The sequence below is a fragment of the Nitrosomonas sp. sh817 genome (assembly GCF_030908545.1).
Classification (GTDB): Bacteria; Pseudomonadota; Gammaproteobacteria; order Burkholderiales; family Nitrosomonadaceae; genus Nitrosomonas.
Genome location: NZ_CP133083.1, coordinates 16,097 through 36,024 on the forward strand (window position 1 = coordinate 16,097; position 19,928 = coordinate 36,024).

The following is a 19,928-nucleotide window of genomic DNA, read 5'->3' on the forward strand; positions in this document are numbered from 1 at the left end:
GTTAAAAAACTTAATCTGACCGGATTAATCATATCTATGACATCTATTCAAGCAGAAACAGTTTTATTGTTCGGTGAAGTGCTGGCAGATATATTCGATGACCGGAAAGTATTTGGAGGTGCGCCGTTCAATGTCGCACGCCACCTGCAAGCATTTGGATTGCATCCAGTACTGATAACGCGCATTGGAAACGACGAGCTTCGCCGTGAATTACTTGCGGTGATAAAGGATGCCGGTATGGATGATGTCGGTATACAGCTTGATGTTTCTCATCCGACTGGTCAAGTGATGGTACACATGGAAGGACGCAAACACCGCTTTGAAATTCTGCCGGAACAAGCGTATGACTACATCCATGCGGGCATAACGCATATGATTACCTTGGCTGTGCGTCCGCAACTGATATATTTTGGCACCTTGGCCCAGCGCAGCGCAAAATCCGCCCAGGCCTTGGGCGCGTTGATCCGCAGCAGCAACGCGCCGCGTTTACTGGATATCAATTTACGGAAACCTTGGTATGACGCACCTACGATAGAGCGTTCTCTGAGACGTGCAAACCTGCTAAAAATAAATCTGGAAGAGATGGAGATACTGACATCTCTATTCCGGTTATCCAGTAAAAATCCAATACAAAATGCTGATGCATTGATTAGATGTTTTGGTCTGGACAGCGTTTTGGTTACATGTGGCGAACAAGGCGCTTGGCAACTCGACAACGAAGGTAAGATAGAAAGTGTCGAAGGATCCGCATCTTCACAACCACTGGTGGATACGGTCGGTGCGGGGGATGGTTTTGCCGCTGTTTACATCCTGGGCATATTACGCGGTTGGCCGGCTACGCTTGCCTTATCGCGCGCCAATATCTTTGCTGCTGCTTTGTGCGAAATTCGAGGAGCGATTCCGGATTCTCCAGATTTTTACGAACCGTTCATAAGGGATTGGAAGATATGACGATGGATCTGATCAATAACGAAAATCCATTGTACATTTTGATGATCAGTCCGCACGGCTTGATCAGAGGAAATAACATGGAGTTGGGGCGCGATGCCGATACTGGCGGACAAACTACCTATGTGGTGGAGCTAATACGTGCTTTGGCGCGCCATTGCGATGTCGGACAAGTTGATTTGTTGACGCGGCTGATTGATGATCCCGCGGTATCTCCGGATTATTCCCAACCCATCGAAGAAGTTAGTAACGGCGCGCGTATTCTGCGTCTGCCTTTCGGTCCATCGCATTACATACGCAAGGAATTGCTGTGGCCTCATCTCGATCAACTGGTGGATCGCAGCTTGCATTTTTTGCGTCAGCAGGGACGATTGCCGGATCTGATACACACACATTACGCCGATGCAGGTTATGTAGGACAACAGCTATCACTGCTCCTTGGCATACCTCAGGTGCACACGGGGCACTCACTGGGACGCCCAAAGCAATCGCGCTTGCTGGCAAGTGGCCGGAAAAAACACGCGATTGAACGTCAGTTCAATTTCGAACGCCGTATCGCGGTAGAAGAGGATTTGCTGGTAAGCGTTAACATGGTAGTCACCAGTACGCGGCAAGAGGTTACCGAACAATATGGCATGTATCATAATCATGAACGCAGCCGCTTTGTCGTGATTCCGCCGGGAACCGACATTGCGCGCTTCTCGCCGCCGGGACGTAAAAAAATTAATCCTAATGTCATGCAAATGGTAGATAAATTTCTATCGGATCCGGCCAAACCGATAATACTCGCAATTTGCCGCCCTTCCATTCACAAGAATCTGAAGGGTCTGATTGAAGCATATGGAGGCAATCCTGAGCTACAGAAAATAGCCAATCTGGTTATCGTCTCTGGCAATCGTGACGACATTCGTGAGCTGGATGAGGCTTCGCAGAAAGTACTGAGGGAGCTGTTGTTGGATATAGATCGTTATGATTTATGGGGGTGCGTGGCGATACCCAAGCACCATGCTGCCGAAGATGTGCCAGAGCTATATCGTCTGGCTGCGCGCCGCCGCGGTGTATTTGTCAATCCGGCGCTAACTGAACCATTCGGCTTGACTTTGATTGAAACCGCTGCAAGCGGTTTGCCATTTGTCGCAACCGAAGATGGCGGGCCGCGGGATATTCTGGGGAATTGTCGTAATGGTTTGCTGGTGAATCCGTTGGATCCGGTTGCTATTGCTGCGGCATTATCCAACGTATTATCGGACAAGCAGCAATGGCGGATGTGGTCGAAGAATGGCGTTATAGGCGCACGCCGCCACTATAGTTGGGATGCTCACGTAAGCAAATATATGAAGGAAGTACGCAGACTTCTGCGGCGTGATCGCAAGCGCATGCGGCGTCAGATTTCATTCGCACTGCAAGACGGCAAGTCACCGATGCCGCTGGCCCGAAGGGCCTTGGTCAGCGATATAGACAACACTTTGCTGGGGAACAAGGAAGGATTGCAACAGTTGATTAGCTGGCTAAAAAAACATGCAGGATCAGTAGTTTTTGGTGTCGCCACCGGCCGCTCTCTGGAAAGTGCAGTGAAAGTTCTCAAAAATGCACGGGTTCCAATTCCAAATGTACTAATCACTTCAGTTGGGAGCGAAATCAATTATGGCCCGAGGCTACAACCGGATGTCGGTTGGGCCAACCGCATTGCCCATCTATGGCGACGGGATGCACTAGAGCAAGTTTTATCCGGCCTGCCGGGGTTGACACTTCAAGCTGCTGAAAACCAGCGTAAATTCAAGCTAAGCTATAACGTGATATCCAAGAAGATGCCTTCACTGCAGGATTTATCCCGATTGTTGCGGGAACATCGTTTGCATGCGCGGCTTATCTATTCGCATGAAAAATTTTTAGACGTATTGCCGATACGTGCCTCCAAGGGGCATGCCATCCGCTATCTGGCTTGCAAGTGGGGGCTGCCCCTTGAGAATTTTCTGGTGGTAGGTGACTCCGGCAATGACAAGGAAATGCTGCTCGGTGATACGCTAGGGATAGTGGTTGGTAACTATAGCCCGGAGCTTGAGCCGCTGCGCGACATGGAACAGATCTATTTTGCGCGGGCTCACCAAGCCAACGGTATCCTGGAAGGATTGGCACATTATAACTGGCGGATTGAAGATAACCCTTAATTCCAGGCGCATATACTCATGTATGAACAGATTTCACATTCTTTGCTCAATGACATTCTGGTTGAGGTAAAGAAAAAAACTAAGCCGCAAAATTTGCAATTTTTCTATACCCGGCTGGGAGCAAATTTCTACGCCATTTACTCGCTATTCAATACGCTTTATGGAGATCACCCGGATTTCAAGAAGCACATGCTGCATTTAGTGGAAACACTAATGCGCCAATATATCAGCAGACCCAGTCATTTGAGGAAAACTGATCTGGAGCGGGAAAAAGATCACAACTGGTTTCTAAATCAGAAATGGGTCGGCATGGCATTGTACTGTAACGGATACGCTGACAACCTGAAGGATATGCAGTCCAAATTGAATTACCTGCAGGAATTGGGCGTTAATCTCGTGCACATCATGCCCATCTGCGATTGTCCCGAAGGCAAAAGTGATGGCGGTTATGCGGTAAGAGATTTTCGCAAGATTGATAGCCGCTTCGGTACCTTCGAGGATTTTGATGAATTGGTCACCAATCTAAAAAAACGTGACATGCTGCTGACCTTGGATGTGGTGGTCAATCATACTTCCGATCAGCACGAGTGGGCTAAGAAAGCACGTGGCGGCGATCAGGCCTATCAGGACTATTACTTCATCTTTAATGACAGGACGATTCCGGATATCTATGAAGAATCTATGCCGGAAATTTTTCCAGAAACCGCACCCGGCAACTTCACTTGGGATGAGGCGATGGGCAAATGGGTGATGACCGTGTTTAATCACTATCAATGGGATTTAAACTACCGGAACCCAGCTGTTTTTATAGAGATGCTAGACATCATCCTGTTTTGGGCAAATCGAGGCGCGGATATTCTGCGGCTTGATGCCGTGGCATTCATGTGGAAGAAAATGGGCAGTTCTTGCCAGAATGAGCGCGAAGCGCACCTGATTTTGCAATTGATGAAGGATTGCTGCCAAGTTACCGCTCCCGGTGTGTTGTTTATCGCGGAAGCCATTGTTGCGCCTACCGAGATAATCAAATACTTCGGTGAAGATGCCATCAATGCTAAAGAATGCGAGATCGCTTATAACGCAACTTTCATGGCGTTGTTATGGGATGCAGTGGCGACAAAAAAATCGATATTGCTTAACAAAGGGATACAAAATATTCCTTCAAAACTTGAGCGGGCAACTTGGCTCAATTATGTGCGCTGTCATGATGATATTGGCTGGGGTTTCAGCGACGACGACATTGTCACTGCTGGGTATGAGCCGCAGTCGCATCGACGCTTTTTAGTGGATTATTTTACGGGAAATTACGAGGGATCTCTTGCGACCGGGCTTGCCTTCGGGAGAAATTCGCTAACCGGTGATGCACGTATCTCCGGGTCGCTGGCTTCACTTGCCGGGCTCCAGCGTGCACTGAAAAATAACGACCCCGATGCCATTAATATGGCCATCAAAATTATTCTCCTATTACACGGAATGATCCTTTCCTTTGGCGGTATTCCGATGCTTTACTACGGAGATGCCATTGGAACGCTCAATGATGATTCCTACCTTAATGATGAATCAAAAAACGATGACAGCCGCTGGATACACCGTCCGAAGATGGATTGGAAAAAAGCTTTGCAAAGAACACAACCAGGAACAGTTGAGTACAGCATCTTCAATGCAGTAAAGAAAATGATTTCTATACGCAAGGAAATACCAGCATTTGCAGATAGAAACAATCGGGAGTTATTGAGCGTAGATAACCCCCATCTTTTTGTGTTTTCACGGTTTGATCAAATCAATAGCAGTTCGAGAGTTTTAGTCATTGGAAACTTTGATGAGGAGTCGCAATTCTTGAATTTATCGCCTTTGCAGCATATGGGTTTTTTTCAGTACGATTCAGTCAAAAATTTATGTAATGGAGAATCTTTGCCAATAAGGAGTGAAAATCTAATGATTCCCGCCCGGTCTTTCTACTGGCTGCAGACATAACCGGCCCTGAAAAAGTAAATAAAATGTAGGAACGCACGGCGATTGAAACCATTATCGATCATCTCGAACCGGATTATGGAATGGCGATGATTTTCATGGATTCCGCCGAAGCGTAAAAATAGAAATCAGCGTTCTGAAGCCAGGTATTGATTGCCAATTTCTGCGGTTTCTTCAGCATCGGTTTGTAACAGTTCTTCGATATTGGGTTCGAAGGTTTCGTCGTCGAAAGCGATATCGCCGTTTTCAAATGGCCGGTCCTGTACTTTGAGGTTTTTAAAATCGTAGCGGGAGGTATCGGCCAGATGCGACAGTTGCACGTTTTGCAGGGAACGGAACATGGTTTCCAGCCGGCCCGGAAATTTTTTATCCCATTGTTGCATCATCTCTTTGATGACCTGGCGTTGCAAATTCGGTTGCGATCCGCATAAATTGCACGGGATGATCGGAAAATCAGCCACTGCCGCGTATGCCGCCAGATCTTTTTCCTTGCAATAAGCTAATGGCCGGATCACGATATGCTGACCGTCGTCACTGACCAGCTTGGGCGGCATTGCTTTGAGTTTTCCGCCATAAAACATGTTCAAGAACAGCGTTTCCAGGATGTCGTCGCGATGATGACCCAGCGCGATCTTAGTCGCGCCCAACTCTCCGGCGACACGGTACAGCACGCCGCGGCGTAACCGGGAACACAGGCTGCAAGTGGTTTTACCGTCGGCAATGACGCGCTTCACGACGCTGTAGGTATCCTGCTCCACGATGCGGAACGGCATGCCGATGCGGGTTAAATATTCCGGCAGCACTTGCTCGGGAAATCCGGGTTGTTTCTGATCGAGGTTGACCGCAATCAATTCGAATTCCAGCGGCGCGTGCGCTTGCAGATTGCGCAAAATATCCAGCAGCGCATAACTGTCCTTGCCGCCGGATAGACATACCATCACCCGGTCACCGGCTTCGATCATATTGAAATCCGCGATTGCCGATCCCACAAATCTCCGTAAACGCTTTTGCAGCTTATTGGCATTATATTGTTGTTTTTTTTGCATGCTGTTACACAAATTGGATGAAGAAAGTCACAAGAGAATTGATTCGAGCCGGTATCATGCGCGCTGCGTTTATTCGACAAACGGGTTGGAACAATTTAGCATAGCCGCATTCTAATTAAGTTGGACAGTTGGATAGAAGGTCATTTTCAGGGGAACTCCATGAATAAAATTATACCATTGGTAATCTTGGCCTTGTTTTCAACCCATAGCGCCGCGGCTGCAAATCATATCCCGCTGGAATTGGATATTGGCAAACCCGGCGATGCCGATAAAGTATCGCATACTATTAAACTGACGCAGGTGGATAATATGTTTTTGCCGGCGGAGGTTCGAGTAAAGGAAGGCGAAACAATCCGGCTCGTGATCAAAAACGGCGGCAATCACAAGCATGAAATGTTGATTGGTTCGATGGCGGAACTCAAGAAAGTTGCTAATATGCGGCGGATGTATCCGGACAAGGAACATGCGGAAGCGCACTTGGTGCAGCTTGAGCCCGGCGAGCAAAAGGAACTGGTCTGGCAATTTACGACAGCGGGAACCGTTGATTTTGCATGTCCGTTGCCCGGTCATTTTAAAAAAATGCGTGGAAAAATTATCGTGGAGAAGAAATGAATTTAAAAATGAGAAGCTTATTGGTTGGATCGTTGATGACTTTCGGTATGTCCGGTATTGCCTTGCAGGCAGCGGCCACGACAACGGTAGAAGTGTATAAAAGTCCAACGTGCGGTTGCTGCGCGAAGTGGGTGGATCATATGCGGGATCATGGGTTTACTGTAAAAACGCATGATGTCGGTAATAAGGAAATCCGAAAAAAATCCGGACTTTCCGAATCGGTCGGATCATGCCACACTGCTTTGGTAAATGGCTATGCGATTGAGGGGCATGTGCCGGCACCGGATATTATCCGCTTGCTGAAAGAAAAGCCGAAAGCGGTCGGATTGGCGGTACCCGATATGCCGCATGGATCGCCAGGTATGGAAGGCTCGCGCAGCGATCCCTATAATGTTTTATTGATTACCGAGCGCGACCAGTCGCGTAAGGATGCAACCATCTACAACCGCTACGATCCTTATGCCAAGAAAGCGGTGCATTCGGAACCGGCTAAACCGGAAGCCGGACAGCACGGTTCTGTCATGCGTTTAAAATAATTCCGTCTTGCTATGAATTTTCGCAGTCAGTTGTTGAGCGGGGCCGCCGCAGCATTATTGATCGGCTGCGGCGATGCAGCACCGCCCGTGCCGTTGTCCTGGAAGCAATTAAGCGGTGCTGATACCGCGTTGGTCAAAAGAGATTTCGATCCGGCGCAAATTCAGCGTGGCGAGAGTGTTTACAACGCTAACTGTGTTGGATGCCATGGTCCTGGTGGCACCGCTACGCCGGAGTGGCGTAAGCCGGGGCCGGATGGAAAATATCCGCCGCCGCCGCTGGATAGCTCGGCGCATGCCTGGCATCATTCGACGGAAGTGCTGAAGAAAACGATTCTGAAAGGCACGCCGCCTGAGATCGGTTCGATGCCCGCATGGGAAGGCAAACTGACGGAACAACAAGTCGACGATGTCATCGTCTGGATCAAATCACTGTGGTCTGACGAAATTTATGATCTTTGGTACAAAAATTTTGAAGGCAAATAACCAATCGGCACGAAAACTATTCGTCCGCTTTCTTATTTTTTAGTAAATCCATCTGCTCCAAAATCTGCTGCTTTTCATTTTCCAGCTCTTGATAGCGCGCATACAGCCGGTCTAAGTCGGCGGAATATTGACTGACACGCGCTTGCTTTGCCTGCTGACGTTGCATCAAATCATTATAGTTCGGTATTGGAATGCTCTGCCCCGGCGTGCTCGGCAGCGGCACGTTCATGGAAGGCTCGGAAGCATCGTTGCGGCGTAATTCCTGAACCATCAGGAATTGCTGATAAACCGACTGCGATTCCTGATGCACCCGCTCCAACGCGGTTTCCAACTGTTTCAACTGCGTTTGTTCGGCGGATTTTTCCGCATCGGCCAGAACAGCGGTGGTGAAAGTCAGTACTAGAAAAACAAGAATGGTTTTCATGGAGATTAAGTGCTTAATAATGAATTTGTTATTGCAAGCGGACGAGCATATTATATTTTATTTGACCGGCATTTTTTGTTTTTCTGTTTGCGAGTGGTTGCGGTTAATCTGATTCGAAAGATGTGCTGGTTTTCGGGCGGCTGATGTGATTTTTATCACAGCAAAGCATAAAACGACTGTGTATCGTGATTTATCTGCAGTCGACGGCGATGAATAATTTCAGCAACCTGATCACGATGTAACGAGTTAATCGCCGCTGATGACTTAACGATTCATCAACGGAGGGCATCATGGGAATCAGAAAAAATGCGAAGTTTTTAACGGCTACCGAACAGGAAAATTTTGTCAAAGCTTGCGTATTGATGAAAGCCGATATCGTCAACCCGGCTGCGCCAGCCGCCAATCAGTACAGCAAGTGGGATGAATATGTCGCGATTCATGCCATGATCCAGGATGCATTTGCACCCGGCGCGGCCAGTGTGAATTTCGGTCATGGCGGTAGCGGCGCCTATAGCTTTTTAAGCTGGCATCGCTATTTTCTTTATCGTTTTGAGCAGGATTTGCAGAGTTATGTACCGGGTGTGATGCTGCCGTATTGGGACTGGACCGATCCCGCTTCCATCATGACCGATACTTTTTTAGGTCCGAACGGCACGAATCTTTCCGGCAATGTCATTCAACGCGGTTACTTTGCGTTTGACATGCCCGGAGTAGGCAATAACACCACACCGTTACCGGCCTGGTGGCCAGCGAGTCTAAATGGCTGGAGATTATCCGGCATGTTCGGCTCGACTTTTACCGGCGGCTTGCGGCGGCGCACCGGCAACGTTTCCGGCTTGCCGAGCTTGAACGATATCCGTACCACGTTGAGCCGTAGCACTTATCCGTCTTTTCAAAATACCAGTGAAAGCGGTGCCGGATTGGCATCCGGGAATCAAATGCACAATGGCATGCATGTCTGGGTCGGCGGCGGCACAACAACTGCAAACCGCGGCCATATGTATTTCCCGGAAGTATCGCCGTTCGATCCCTTCTTTTATTTACATCATTGCAATATCGATCGTTTGTGGGCGATGTGGCAAATGGACGGACATCAAACCGATTACCCGGCGAGCGGCGGCGATTCGCAGCACCACCGCAACGATATCATGTACCCTTGGACTGGCGGTGCAGCCGGATACGGTACCGGCCATCCGCTGACGTCATCGATACCGATGCCTGATTTCAGCGCTTTAGGTGCGCAGCACAACGTCGATACCCTCGATTTCCGCAATGCCTTCGGCTATACCTACGACACCATCGCGATTATCGGTATCGGTCTGGATAGAACCGGCAGCATGAACGGATTAACGCCGGATCCAATGGTTACGATGCAACCGGACGTGACCAAATGGGAAGCGGCGAAACGGGGCGTGGCCGCTTTTCTGCAAGATTGCGAGACGGTGCAAGACAGTGGTGCGATTTATGTCCTGGGCGGCATCAAAACATTCAGAAGTTTGGTTGGTAACCAGTTCGATCCGGTATTCGCCGCGCCGGGCTACGGCCTGATAAAAGCCGGCACGACCTTCAGCCGGGCCACGTTCGATGCAAACATCGCAACGATGTCTCCAGGCGGCGGAACACCATTGGCCGATGCCTTGCAACATGTGCAGACGACATTGGTGGAGCCGCCGTTTGGCGGAATTCCTGCGGACGAGCAACGCTACCTGGCAATGTTAACGGACGGCATGCTGACCACCGGATCGCCGATGAACTCGATACCGGATGGCAGTTTCAGCCGCACAGCGATCTTCGCGATGGGATTCGGGACAGGCGCCGATGTCGATTACGCGACACTGGCCTCGCTGGTTGCCAAGGGCAAAACCCTGACGACCCAGCAAGTATTTCATGGTGAAAATGCTGGGACCATCGACAAGTTTTATTCCAATGCGTTGGCAAGCGCTATCGGATTTACCAGCGTATTCGATCCGGTTGTCGAACTTTTCGCCGGCGAGCATACGCATCTGGATTTTACCGCCACATCTGCCGACGATACTTTCTTGGTGACCGTGCAAGGCATGGACTTTCAGGATAAAAACTGGTCGTTCACGATGCATGGCCCCGACGGGCAAATAGTATATGGCGATGAACATGAGCATCCGCATAACGGCTGTCATGACTGCTGCGAGAAGCCATACATTACCAGCCGCCGTTCAAATGGGCGGCTATCGTTGATTATCCAACGCGGCAATACCGGCAAAAACTGCTGGGTGGGCAATTGGCGGCTGATGATTTCCTACAAAGCCAAACAGCTCGACAAAATGCTTATGCCGTCGATCGGAGAGTTATTGATCCCGGTTGCGGCGGGTGCAATACGCGGAGAGCGCTACAGCCGATTACTCATCAGTCAGAAGCTGCGGAAACCTTCCCGCAGCATTGCTAAGAATCGTCAACACGGCTTGGATACCCGGCCAATTAGCACCAACAGCGACAACAGTGATGCCTGTAACGCGGTGGTCAATATCTATGCCCGCACCCATCTGAAAACCGATGTATTGTTCGATCGAATGATCAAACCGGGCGATGAGTTGAAATTTGTCATTAAAGCGCACAGTCTTTCCGGCGGTGCGATCGCCAATCAAAAAGGCTTTGCCAGAGTCATTTCTCCCGCGTTCGATGTGGCGGACATTCTGCCGAAAGATAAGGTGATGGATATGGTCAAGCAGCTTGAAACATCCAAACGGTTTTCCGCCAAAATGGATACCGCTCTGCTGCTGGCAAGGTTTGAACGGGACAAGAAATTCGTCGATTTCATAAAAGACAGCGAAGCGGAAATTGTTATTCACGGCGACAGTCCGATGCATTCGCACATCGCCGATACGAAGATACCGGGCATGTATCATTTGGGGATTTGTATTGAAGGTCTGTATTTGCCGGGCGGCGGCAACGCAATTGCAACGGATGATCATCATCACAGCGCGGCATTGCAAGGTGATGATGACGACTATGAAGCATTCTCGCGCTTACTGAATATTTCAGTCGCCGTGGTGAAATAGAGAAAAGTTGGCGGCAGCGGCTGCCTTTTCGCAGCTTTTGATGCGATGTCCGTCAGAACGTGCAGTTTACGGGCATCGCGTAGTGATGATGTTTTTCTTTAACTCTGCACCCACGGCAGCCCGGCTGCTTTCCAGCCGGAAGCCTTGCCGCGCTGGCCGCTTTCATCCCGGTCGCCTTCGAAGCCCTCGAGAATGTTGTAGCATTCGGCAAAATCCATGTCGGTGGCAATCGCCGCCGCTTGGTTCGAACGCGCGCCGCTGCGGCAGATAAATAGCACCGGCAACGATTTATCGACTTGGTTGGCCAGTTGATCGAGAAAATGCGGATTCGGTTGCATGCCGGGGTACGAACGCAATTCGATTTCGGTGGCGCCGGGAATACGGCCGACCCAATCCAATTCGGCGCGTGAACGCACATCAACCAGTTGCGCTTGCGCATGCTCCTGCAACACGCGGTAAGCTTCCATCGGCAGCAATGCGCCTTTGTAGGGAAGTCCCAATTCTTGCGCGCGTTGCTGCGCTTTTTCCAGTATTACTTCGAGTGTTTCCATAAATGATCCTAACAATGTCATGTAAAAAAGATCCAGCGATTACCTTTATAATGCCGGTAAAGCTAACTTCTCATTCCTCATATTGCCCATATTATAGCGTTTCATGGAAAAAATCCGCTTATCCAAACTGATGTCGGAGCAAGGCATTTGCTCGCGCCGCGAAGCCGACCGTTTTATCGAACTCGGCTGGGTATTCGTCGACGGCGAGCGGATTTCCGAGCTCGGCACCAAAATTTTTCCGACGCAGAAAATCACGCTGAATAGAGCGGCGCAAGCGCAGCAAACCGGTTTGGTGACGATTCTGCTCAACAAACCGGTCGGATATGTATCCGGGCAGCCGGAACCGGATTATCAACCGGCCGTGGTGCTGATCAAGCCGGAAAACCTGTTTACTCCGAAGCAACCGGCACAACCGGCCAAACGTTTTCAGCCTGCGCACCTGAAAAATCTTGCGCCCGCCGGGCGGCTCGATATCGATTCGCAAGGTTTGCTGGTATTCACGCAGGATGGCCGTATCGCCAAGCAACTGATCGGTGAGGATTCCCGCATTGAAAAGGAATACCTGGTGCGGGTCGAAGGCAACCTGCCGCCCGCCAAGCTGGCGTTGCTGAATCATGGCTTGAGCCTCGACGGCCAGGCATTGAAACCGGCGCAAGTGAGCTGGCAAAATCAGGATCAACTGCGCTTTATTCTGCAAGAAGGTAAAAAACGCCAAATCCGCCGCATGTGCGAACTGGTGGGTCTTAAAGTGACTGGTTTGAAGCGCGTGCGCATCGGTCGCATCAAATTGCGCGATTTACCGGAGGGAAAGTGGCGTTATTTGCAGGATGGTGAAATTTTTTGATGTGATAGTTTATTGCTGATGCACTGTATTTTCTTTATGACAGGGCGCCTATCACTCCTTTCATGCGGGAACAAGCAATGGACGAATCAAAAATAATTTCCTCGGTCAAGCAGCAGTATGAAGCATTACCGTATCCTCCCAGAAACCCGGAAGATGAAAAAATCCGGCTGCTGCGCACGGTGGGCGATACGTTGAGCGAGTTGAATCACTACTGCTTTAAGGGAAAAAAGAATTTTAATCAGGATTTCCGTTGTCTAGTGGCGGGCGGCGGCACCGGGGACAGCGTCATCAATCTGGCGGAGCAACTGCGCGGAACTTCCGCGGAAATCGTTTACCTGGATATGTCCGCGGCATCGCGCCGTATTGCCGAGCAACGCGCTGCGGTTCGCGGATTGACCAATATCACCTGGCTGACCGAATCGCTATTATCCATCCCGGAGCTGAACATCGAAAAGTTTGATTACATCAACTGCTCGGGGGTTTTGCATCACTTGAGCGATCCCGTGGAAGGTGCTCGGGCGCTGGCAAGCGCGCTCAAGGACGATGGTGCGATGTATCTGATGGTGTATGCCGAATATGGCAGACACGCCGTTTATTTAATGCAGACGCTGTTTCGAGAATTGATCCCCCAGCACTTGAGCATTCAAGAAAAAGTGAACATGGCGCGCCGGATTATCGGATCGTTACCCGTGCATCATGCTTTTATCAAAGACTTGGATAAGTGGGCGAACGAGATTACCGCCAGTGGCTATGGCGATTCAGGCTTATATGATTTATTGCTGCATAGCGTTGACCGCTGTTACAACGTCAATGAAGTCTATGAACTTGCGGCGGCGGCAGAGCTAAGGCTGGTGACCTTTCTTGGTAGCGACAAGCGATATTACGATCCGGCTCAATTGGTCGCCGAGGAAAGTATCCTGACGGCGTGGCGAGAGAAGAGCTTGCAAGAGCAACAATCCATCGCGGAAAAACTGTTTTCCAATCATATCAAGCATCAATGTTATCTTTCCCGGCAAGCGGCTTGCGTGGCCTCGATGGACGATGAAGACAATGCGATTATTCTGGAGCACGAGCTGGCGAATCAAAACATGGCCATCCATGAAGCGATCAAGCCGGGGGAAACGCTCAGCATCACGTTTACTATCAATCATGAAAAAACGGTTTTTCAGTTAAGCGGCAACAAAGTCAATAAAGCATGCTTCCGCTATATGGATGGAAAAACGCCGATTAGCAGCATTATCCGCAAAGTAAAAATGAAATGCGGCGACAGCGAGCAAAAAATCCGTTCGGAATTGCGGTCGATTTTTGAAACCCTTTTTCCGATGGGCTGCATTTATCTGCAACATCCCTAAATCGTTTGTTCGCGCATGCATCAACACGTACAAGTGACGCTGAAAATCCCGGCGTATCAACTTGCGCTTTATTACCAAGGCGCTGTCGATACGGTGGCGGCTGAAACCACCGATGGCCGTATCGTGCATTTTCCGGCCAATGTGTTGCGCGCCGTGGTGCAAAGCCACGGCGTGTACGGCTTGTTTGAACTGGTGTTCGACGAGCACTGCAAGTTCTTGTCGATCAGCCGCGTCGCAGGTGATTCGCGACCCGGTTGATCCAGCTTTCATTGCACCGTCACGTGCGCTACACTTCCTCTTTATTTCCATAAATTTGGTAAAAACCACCGTCTTTAGACGGTGACTTTGACTTTAAATGTGTTGATTCATGCGCGTTTAGCTTGGTGCGGGTAGACGACTTTAGTCGTCTGCACCCAAGCTGCGCTAACCCACCTACTTTCAGTGGGTGGTAGTTTAGTCCGTTTTAACCCATTCTTTTTAAATCAACAAAGATCACACTCATGGCTCAATATGTAATGTCGATGCTCCGCGTGAGCAAAATTGTTCCACCGAAACGTCAAATTATCAAAGACATATCGCTCAGCTTTTTTCCCGGCGCCAAAATCGGCCTGCTCGGCCTGAACGGCTCCGGTAAATCCACTGTGCTGCGCATCATGGCTGGCGCCGATAAAGAATTCGACGGCGAAGTGCAGCGCTTGCCGAATATCCGCGTCGGTTATCTGCCGCAGGAACCGCAACTGAACCCCGAACACACCGTGCGCCAGGAAGTCGAGGAAGGCATGGGCGAAGTGATGCAGGCGCAGAAAAAGCTGGAAGAAGTCTATGCGGCGTATGCCGAGGAAGGCGCCGATTTCGATGCGCTGGCGGAAGAACAAGCACGCTTGGAAGCAATCATCGCCACCGCGGGCAGCGATACCGAGCACCAGATGGAAATTGCCGCCGACGCATTGCGTTTACCGCCGTGGGATGCGGTGGTCAAAAACCTGTCCGGCGGGGAAAAACGCCGCGTGGCATTGTGCAAGCTGCTGCTGGAAAAACCCGACATGCTGCTGCTCGACGAGCCGACCAATCACCTGGACGCCGAATCGGTCGAATGGCTCGAACAATTTTTGGTGCGTTTCCCCGGCACCGTCGTCGCGGTGACGCATGACCGCTACTTCCTCGACAACGCCGCCGAATGGATTCTCGAGCTCGACCGCGGCCACGGCATCCCGTGGAAAGGCAATTACTCCAGCTGGCTGGAGCAGAAAGAAGCGCGCTTGGAGCAGGAAAACAAGCAAATCGATGCGCACATGAAAGCGATGAAGCAAGAACTGGAATGGGTGCGGCAAAATCCCAAAGGCCGTCAGGCCAAATCCAAAGCGCGTCTGGCCCGTTTTGAAGAACTCAATTCGATGGAATACCAAAAGCGCAACGAAACGCAGGAAATTTTCATCCCGGTCGGCGACCGCCTCGGCAATGAAGTCATCGAGTTTGACGGCGTATCGAAATCCTACGGCGACCGGCTGCTGATCGACAACCTGAGCTTCAAGATCCCGCCAGGCGCGATCGTCGGGATCATCGGCCCGAACGGCGCGGGTAAATCGACCTTATTCAAACTGATTACCGGCAAGGAACAGCCGGATTCCGGCACGGTTAAAATCGGCCCGACGGTCAAAATCGCGCATGTCGACCAAGCGCGCGACACGCTGGAAAATGACAAAACCGTGTTCGACGCCATTTCCGGCGGCAACGACAACCTCGTGGTTGGTAAATACACCACCCCGGCGCGCGCGTATCTGGGGCGTTTCAACTTCAAAGGCAGCGACCAGCAAAAAATCATCGGCCAACTCTCCGGCGGTGAACGCGGCCGCTTGCACCTGGCGCAAACCCTGATCGCCGGCGGTAACGTGCTGCTGCTCGACGAACCGTCCAACGACCTCGACGTGGAAACGCTACGGGCACTGGAAGACGCTCTGCTCGAATTCGCTGGTTGCGTGCTGGTGATCTCGCACGACCGCTGGTTCTTGGATCGTATCGCCACCCACATCCTCGCCGCCGAAGGCGATTCGCAATGGACCTTCTTCAGCGGCAACTACCAGGAATACGAAGCCGACAAGAAAAAACGCCTCGGCGAGGAAGGCGCAAAACCGAAACGGATACGGTATAAGCCGATTAGCCGGTAGATACGAATCAGCGACTGAGTTCTTTTATTGTCCATCATAAGGTTAAAACCACCGGCTTCAGCCGGTCAGCTTTAGCTGCGAGAATATGCCACACAGGAGGTGTGGCATGGATTATAGATATGGAAGTCATACGGTTTATCAGATTGAATATCATTTTGTATGGGTAACGAAGTATAGATATAAGATTCTGAAGGGAGAAGTAGCAGAACGAGTACGAGAGTTGGTTCGTCAGACGTGTGAAGCATTTGAAATCGGAATTGTACAGGGTGTAGTAAGTAAGGATCATGTGCATATTCTGGTGAGTTGTCCGCCGGAGATGGCTCCGAGTGAGATCATGAGGCGGCTAAAAGGACGAACATCGAGCTATCTGTTTGAAGAATTTCCTCACTTGAAGAAGCGGTACTGGGGAAGGCATTTTTGGGCGCGAGGGTATTTCTGCGTGACAGTAGGCCAGATGACAGAAGAGATGATCACAATACTTGGAGCATCATTTTGAGCCAAATCCAAACGACAATTTTAAAATGGAGCCGGAATAAGACGCGTCGTTTAGTCGACGCGTATCCGGACTTTCAGTCCGTAACTCAAACCCACCGGCTTTAGCCGGTGGTTGTTTAGTAATTAGTGAGGTAGCAAAATGGAGGCGATCAAACAAGAAGCATTAAAAACCATTCATCAATTACCGGAAGATGCGGACATGGATGAGATCATGTACCGGCTATACCTGTTGGACAAAATCAGAAAAGGGCGAGAAGTTGTCATGCAGGGAAAAACGCTGACGAGTGAACAACTGAAGCAGAAAATCGATGCGTGGTAATTGAACTGGATGAATTGGAAAATCAACGATTTATCAAAAGAGGATATTCATGCTGGCAATTAAATTACCGGAAGAAATCGAAAACCGCCTAGCCGAACTGGCTGCTAAAACCGGTCGCACCAAGACCTATTATGTGCGTGAAGCGATCTTGGAGCATCTCGATGAGTTGGAGGAAAAACACTTGACGATAGATCGTCTGGAAAAGGCAGGCAAGAGCTGGACATTGGACGAAGTGGAGAAAGGTGTTGATCTGCATATTAATGTTGTTCTCAAGAGTTAAATGAAATTTGATCTTCATCGGTTTGGTGATTCTAAAAAAGGATACAAAATAAGATGCTCAAGCGATTGCGGATACAAAACTTCAAAGGATGGAAAGATACAGGAGAAATTCGCTTAGCTCCGATTTCTCTATTTTTTGGAGCTAATAGTTCTGGAAAATCCAGCATTGGTCAGTTTCTGATGATGTTAAAACAAACCATTGAATCTCCGGATCGTAAGGCAGTATTTTATCCTGGGGGTAGAAACTCAGTTGTTCAACTTGGCTCTTACCAGGAGATGGTTTTTCACCGAGATCCAGAAAATAAGATCGCATTTGAATACCACTGGTTATTACCTGATACCTTGAGGTTTAAAGATCCAGTCTCAGAAAGATCATTTTCTGGAAATGAGCTTGCTTTCCAAGCCATAGTTGGTTTATCCGATAAAGATCAACACTTATCTGTAGTAGAAAAATTGAAATATCAATTGATACAGAATGAAGTACAGAGTTTATCTGTGGAATTGTCACATAAGAAAGGTTCCAATGAGTATCAAGTAACAGCTGAACAATATGATCTATTAAGAAAAAGGATGCGAGGTTGGGCATTAAAAGATGTTGTTCGTTTTTACGGTTTTCCAGACGAGGCTGTTGCCTACTATCAGAATGCAGAATTTGTGCAGTTTCTGAATTTCGAGCAAGAACAGCTATTTAAGTCTATTTGTTACTTAGGGCCATTACGAACAAAAGCGGATAGAATTTACACATGGGGTGGAAATGCACCCGAGAGTGTAGGTTTTTCCGGTGAGAACACGATTGCAGCTATTTTATCGGCTCGTAGGAGGAAGATAAGTATTGTTAAACCTGGAGCAAAAAGAGCTTCTCCAGCGAAATTATTTGAAGAAGTAATCGCATTGAAGCTCAAAGAAATGGGATTGATCGAATCTTTTAAAGTTGAGCATATTTCTGAGCAGCTATACAAAGTAAAAGTTCTGGCCAAAGGATCAAAGGATGGGGTTGATCTGCCAGATGTTGGGTTTGGTATTTCACAAGTACTTCCGGTTCTTGTGCAGTGTTTTTATGCACCTCCTGGATCTATCATTTTGATGGAGCAACCAGAAATTCATCTTCATCCAAGTGCACAGTCTGTTTTAGCAGATGTCATGATTGATGTTATTAATTCAAAAGAAAACGGCCATGATAGAAATATCCAATTGATCATTGAAACCCATTCCGAGCATTTTCTAAGGCGCCTGCAAAGACGAATTGCCGAGGATGTTGTATCCCAGAATAAGGTATCAGCTTACTTCGCCAATATCACTAAGACTCCCGCTACATTGGAGCTGCTGCAAATGGACATTTTCGGCAATATACAAAACTGGCCACCAAACTTCTTTGGCGACGAGATGGGAGACATTACTGCGCAGACTAAAGCATCAATGAAAAAGCGGATGCAACAGAGCACAGAGAAATCGGAGGCGACTGAATGAACTTGCCAAAGAAATTCCTCGTTGACACCAACGTCCCGAAAACAGCCAATCTTGCGCTTGACCCAGCTGAGATCCCTCCCGAACTAGCCAGTTGTGTCTTGGCCTGCGTTGAAGCTATTGAGCATGTCGTCAAGAAAGGTGGGTTGGTGATTGATGCTAATGGTGAAATCTTTGCAGAATACCAGCAACAACTTTCCATGAAAGGGCAGCCTGGTATGGGCGACCGCTTCTTGAAGTGGGTTCACGATAATCAATGGAATTTACCCGACTCTGACCGGGTATCGATTACAAGAATTGGTGAGACATATGATCAATTTCCTACCCATGATGGTTTGAATAACTTCGATAATTCAGATCGGAAGTTTGTTGCTACTGCATATGCACATCCTGTGAAACCTCCAATCTTACAAGCGACCGATAGCAAGTGGTGGGGATGGAAAGAACCACTGGAAGAAGTTGGTATTACTGTTCAATTTCTTTGCCAGGAGTATGTCAGAGTTAAGTATTTGGAGAAAATGGGTAAGTGAGGCACGATTTTTTCAAATTTCCTTCCACTCCGCATTTAGCAATATTGAATGATGTTGAAATTCGTGGTGATAAAGTAATGTCAGAGTTCGAGCGAAACGATTTTCTTCAGCACAAACTTATTGTCGAGGAAAAAGTGGATGGTGCGAATTTAGGGATTTCTTTCGATCACGAAGGAAATCTACGCGCTCAAAATCGAGGTGCTTATCTACATCTTCCAAGTTCCGGCCAATGGAAAAAGCTTGGGGAATGGCTCGCTCCTAGAAGTAATGTTCTGTTCGATATTCTGACGGATCGTTATATTCTTTTTGGAGAGTGGTGTTATGCACAGCATTCAGTTTTTTATGATCGATTGCCGGATTGGTGTCTGGGTTTCGATATTTATGACAAACAAGCTGGGCGCTTTTTGTCTTCTAATCGCAGAGATGAATTTTTTAAAAAGATGAAAATTATTTCAGTTCCAAGAATCGCGTATGGGTGTTTTACCCTTGCTAATCTTACAAATTTATTGTCACAATCGGAACTGAGTTCTCAACCTATGGAGGGAATCTATCTTCGTTTCGATAGTGGTGATTGGTTGGAATTGCGAGCGAAGCTGGTTCGACCAGCATTTGTTCAATCAATGGAGCAGCACTGGTCGCATTCAGTCATCAAACCAAATTGTTTGAATTCGGATCTGCATAATAAAGAAGCGCCAAGTTTTTTGTGATG

19 protein-coding genes and 1 pseudogene are annotated in these 19,928 nt (G+C 48.8%); 17 read left to right on the forward strand and 3 right to left on the reverse strand.

Annotated elements, in window-relative coordinates:
- Positions 1-36: 36 nt before the first annotated feature.
- The 3 genes from RBH92_RS00080 to RBH92_RS00090 are packed head-to-tail and all read left to right on the forward strand — an operon-like array spanning position 37 to position 5,087.
- Positions 37-951, forward strand: a complete 915-nt coding sequence (locus tag RBH92_RS00080; protein WP_307932721.1) for a carbohydrate kinase family protein — start codon at positions 37-39, stop codon at positions 949-951.
- Positions 948-3,116 (forward strand): HAD-IIB family hydrolase, encoded by a 2,169-nt coding sequence (locus RBH92_RS00085; protein ID WP_307932722.1) that lies wholly within the window; start codon positions 948-950, stop codon positions 3,114-3,116. The genes RBH92_RS00080 and RBH92_RS00085 overlap by 4 nt, the downstream gene beginning before the upstream one ends.
- Before the next feature lie 18 nt (positions 3,117-3,134).
- Entirely contained in the window at positions 3,135-5,087 is a 1,953-nt protein-coding gene (locus tag RBH92_RS00090; RefSeq protein ID WP_307932723.1) for an amylosucrase, read from the forward strand.
- Between the two features lie 125 nt (positions 5,088-5,212).
- On the opposite strand, the gene ttcA is transcribed toward RBH92_RS00090, so the two are convergent.
- The gene (ttcA, locus tag RBH92_RS00095; RefSeq protein WP_307932724.1) at positions 5,213-6,130 is read right to left on the reverse strand and encodes a tRNA 2-thiocytidine(32) synthetase TtcA; all 918 of its coding nucleotides are present in this window, start codon (positions 6,128-6,130) and stop codon (positions 5,213-5,215) included.
- A gap of 159 nt (positions 6,131-6,289) precedes the next feature.
- Between ttcA and RBH92_RS00100 the strand changes: the two genes are divergently transcribed.
- Genes RBH92_RS00100 through RBH92_RS00110 form a run of 3 tightly spaced genes read left to right on the forward strand, consistent with a single transcriptional unit; the run spans position 6,290 to position 7,761 of the window.
- Positions 6,290-6,742 carry a cupredoxin domain-containing protein gene (locus tag RBH92_RS00100; protein ID WP_307932725.1) on the forward strand — a complete coding sequence of 151 codons (453 nt, stop codon included), beginning with the start codon at positions 6,290-6,292 and terminating at the stop codon, positions 6,740-6,742.
- Positions 6,739-7,278 carry a DUF411 domain-containing protein gene (locus RBH92_RS00105; RefSeq protein WP_292922239.1) on the forward strand — a complete coding sequence of 180 codons (540 nt, stop codon included), beginning with the start codon at positions 6,739-6,741 and terminating at the stop codon, positions 7,276-7,278. Before RBH92_RS00100 ends, RBH92_RS00105 begins: the two co-directional genes overlap by 4 nt.
- Positions 7,279-7,290: 12 nt before the next feature.
- Positions 7,291-7,761 (forward strand): c-type cytochrome, encoded by a 471-nt coding sequence (locus RBH92_RS00110; RefSeq protein WP_292922240.1) that lies wholly within the window; start codon positions 7,291-7,293, stop codon positions 7,759-7,761.
- Positions 7,762-7,777: 16 nt separating this feature from the next.
- Here the strand turns inward: RBH92_RS00110 and RBH92_RS00115 are convergent, their stop codons facing one another.
- A complete protein-coding gene (locus RBH92_RS00115) occupies positions 7,778-8,185 on the reverse strand; it encodes a hypothetical protein (RefSeq protein WP_307932726.1) in 408 nt (135 codons plus the stop codon).
- Between the two features lie 290 nt (positions 8,186-8,475).
- Here RBH92_RS00115 and RBH92_RS00120 point away from each other — a divergent pair, with 290 nt between their 5' ends.
- Positions 8,476-11,220, forward strand: a complete 2,745-nt coding sequence (locus RBH92_RS00120; protein WP_307932727.1) for a tyrosinase family protein — start codon at positions 8,476-8,478, stop codon at positions 11,218-11,220.
- A gap of 98 nt (positions 11,221-11,318) precedes the next feature.
- Here RBH92_RS00120 and RBH92_RS00125 read toward each other — a convergent pair whose 3' ends face one another.
- Positions 11,319-11,771, reverse strand: coding sequence for a rhodanese-like domain-containing protein (locus RBH92_RS00125; RefSeq protein ID WP_292922244.1), 453 nt, complete (start codon positions 11,769-11,771; stop codon positions 11,319-11,321).
- 103 nt (positions 11,772-11,874) lie between these two features.
- Between RBH92_RS00125 and RBH92_RS00130 the strand changes: the two genes are divergently transcribed.
- The 10 genes and pseudogenes from RBH92_RS00130 (at position 11,875) to RBH92_RS00175 (ending at position 19,926) form a co-directional block, all read left to right on the forward strand.
- Positions 11,875-12,615, forward strand: coding sequence for a pseudouridine synthase (locus RBH92_RS00130; protein ID WP_307932728.1), 741 nt, complete (start codon positions 11,875-11,877; stop codon positions 12,613-12,615).
- Between the two features lie 77 nt (positions 12,616-12,692).
- Positions 12,693-13,967 (forward strand): class I SAM-dependent methyltransferase, encoded by a 1,275-nt coding sequence (locus RBH92_RS00135; protein ID WP_307932729.1) that lies wholly within the window; start codon positions 12,693-12,695, stop codon positions 13,965-13,967.
- A gap of 15 nt (positions 13,968-13,982) precedes the next feature.
- Positions 13,983-14,225, forward strand: a complete 243-nt coding sequence (locus RBH92_RS00140) for a DUF2835 family protein (protein ID WP_307932730.1) — start codon at positions 13,983-13,985, stop codon at positions 14,223-14,225.
- A 242-nt stretch (positions 14,226-14,467) separates the two neighbouring features.
- Positions 14,468-16,132 (forward strand): energy-dependent translational throttle protein EttA, encoded by a 1,665-nt coding sequence (gene ettA / locus RBH92_RS00145; RefSeq protein WP_307932731.1) that lies wholly within the window; start codon positions 14,468-14,470, stop codon positions 16,130-16,132.
- 106 nt (positions 16,133-16,238) lie between these two features.
- Positions 16,239-16,668 (forward strand): annotated as a pseudogene (tnpA, locus tag RBH92_RS00150) (IS200/IS605 family transposase).
- 98 nt (positions 16,669-16,766) lie between these two features.
- Positions 16,767-16,946 (forward strand): hypothetical protein, encoded by a 180-nt coding sequence (locus RBH92_RS00155; protein ID WP_307932732.1) that lies wholly within the window; start codon positions 16,767-16,769, stop codon positions 16,944-16,946.
- A 49-nt stretch (positions 16,947-16,995) separates the two neighbouring features.
- A complete protein-coding gene (gene relB / locus RBH92_RS00160) occupies positions 16,996-17,226 on the forward strand; it encodes a type II toxin-antitoxin system RelB family antitoxin (protein ID WP_307932733.1) in 231 nt (76 codons plus the stop codon).
- Positions 17,227-17,279: 53 nt separating this feature from the next.
- Positions 17,280-18,692 (forward strand): AAA family ATPase, encoded by a 1,413-nt coding sequence (locus RBH92_RS00165; RefSeq protein WP_307932734.1) that lies wholly within the window; start codon positions 17,280-17,282, stop codon positions 18,690-18,692.
- A complete protein-coding gene (locus RBH92_RS00170) occupies positions 18,689-19,219 on the forward strand; it encodes a hypothetical protein (RefSeq protein ID WP_307932735.1) in 531 nt (176 codons plus the stop codon). Before RBH92_RS00165 ends, RBH92_RS00170 begins: the two co-directional genes overlap by 4 nt.
- On the forward strand, positions 19,216-19,926 hold the full coding sequence (locus RBH92_RS00175; protein ID WP_307932736.1) for an RNA ligase family protein: 711 nt from the start codon (positions 19,216-19,218) through the stop codon (positions 19,924-19,926). Before RBH92_RS00170 ends, RBH92_RS00175 begins: the two co-directional genes overlap by 4 nt.
- Positions 19,927-19,928: the final 2 nt, after the last annotated feature.

Bases quoted from the DNA above. Each gene is read 5' to 3' on its own strand.
- RBH92_RS00080 (WP_307932721.1), top strand. From the start codon at position 37: ATGACATCTATTCAAGCAGAAACAGTTTTATTGTTCGGTGAAGTGCTG.
- RBH92_RS00085 (WP_307932722.1), top strand. From the start codon at position 948: ATGACGATGGATCTGATCAATAACGAAAATCCATTGTACATTTTGATG.
- RBH92_RS00090 (WP_307932723.1), top strand. From the start codon at position 3,135: ATGTATGAACAGATTTCACATTCTTTGCTCAATGACATTCTGGTTGAG.
- ttcA (WP_307932724.1), bottom strand. From the start codon at position 6,130: ATGCAAAAAAAACAACAATATAATGCCAATAAGCTGCAAAAGCGTTTA.
- RBH92_RS00100 (WP_307932725.1), top strand. From the start codon at position 6,290: ATGAATAAAATTATACCATTGGTAATCTTGGCCTTGTTTTCAACCCAT.
- RBH92_RS00105 (WP_292922239.1), top strand. From the start codon at position 6,739: ATGAATTTAAAAATGAGAAGCTTATTGGTTGGATCGTTGATGACTTTC.
- RBH92_RS00110 (WP_292922240.1), top strand. From the start codon at position 7,291: ATGAATTTTCGCAGTCAGTTGTTGAGCGGGGCCGCCGCAGCATTATTG.
- RBH92_RS00115 (WP_307932726.1), bottom strand. From the start codon at position 8,185: ATGAAAACCATTCTTGTTTTTCTAGTACTGACTTTCACCACCGCTGTT.
- RBH92_RS00120 (WP_307932727.1), top strand. From the start codon at position 8,476: ATGGGAATCAGAAAAAATGCGAAGTTTTTAACGGCTACCGAACAGGAA.
- RBH92_RS00125 (WP_292922244.1), bottom strand. From the start codon at position 11,771: ATGGAAACACTCGAAGTAATACTGGAAAAAGCGCAGCAACGCGCGCAA.
- RBH92_RS00130 (WP_307932728.1), top strand. From the start codon at position 11,875: ATGGAAAAAATCCGCTTATCCAAACTGATGTCGGAGCAAGGCATTTGC.
- RBH92_RS00135 (WP_307932729.1), top strand. From the start codon at position 12,693: ATGGACGAATCAAAAATAATTTCCTCGGTCAAGCAGCAGTATGAAGCA.
- RBH92_RS00140 (WP_307932730.1), top strand. From the start codon at position 13,983: ATGCATCAACACGTACAAGTGACGCTGAAAATCCCGGCGTATCAACTT.
- ettA (WP_307932731.1), top strand. From the start codon at position 14,468: ATGGCTCAATATGTAATGTCGATGCTCCGCGTGAGCAAAATTGTTCCA.
- RBH92_RS00155 (WP_307932732.1), top strand. From the start codon at position 16,767: ATGGAGGCGATCAAACAAGAAGCATTAAAAACCATTCATCAATTACCG.
- relB (WP_307932733.1), top strand. From the start codon at position 16,996: ATGCTGGCAATTAAATTACCGGAAGAAATCGAAAACCGCCTAGCCGAA.
- RBH92_RS00165 (WP_307932734.1), top strand. From the start codon at position 17,280: ATGCTCAAGCGATTGCGGATACAAAACTTCAAAGGATGGAAAGATACA.
- RBH92_RS00170 (WP_307932735.1), top strand. From the start codon at position 18,689: ATGAACTTGCCAAAGAAATTCCTCGTTGACACCAACGTCCCGAAAACA.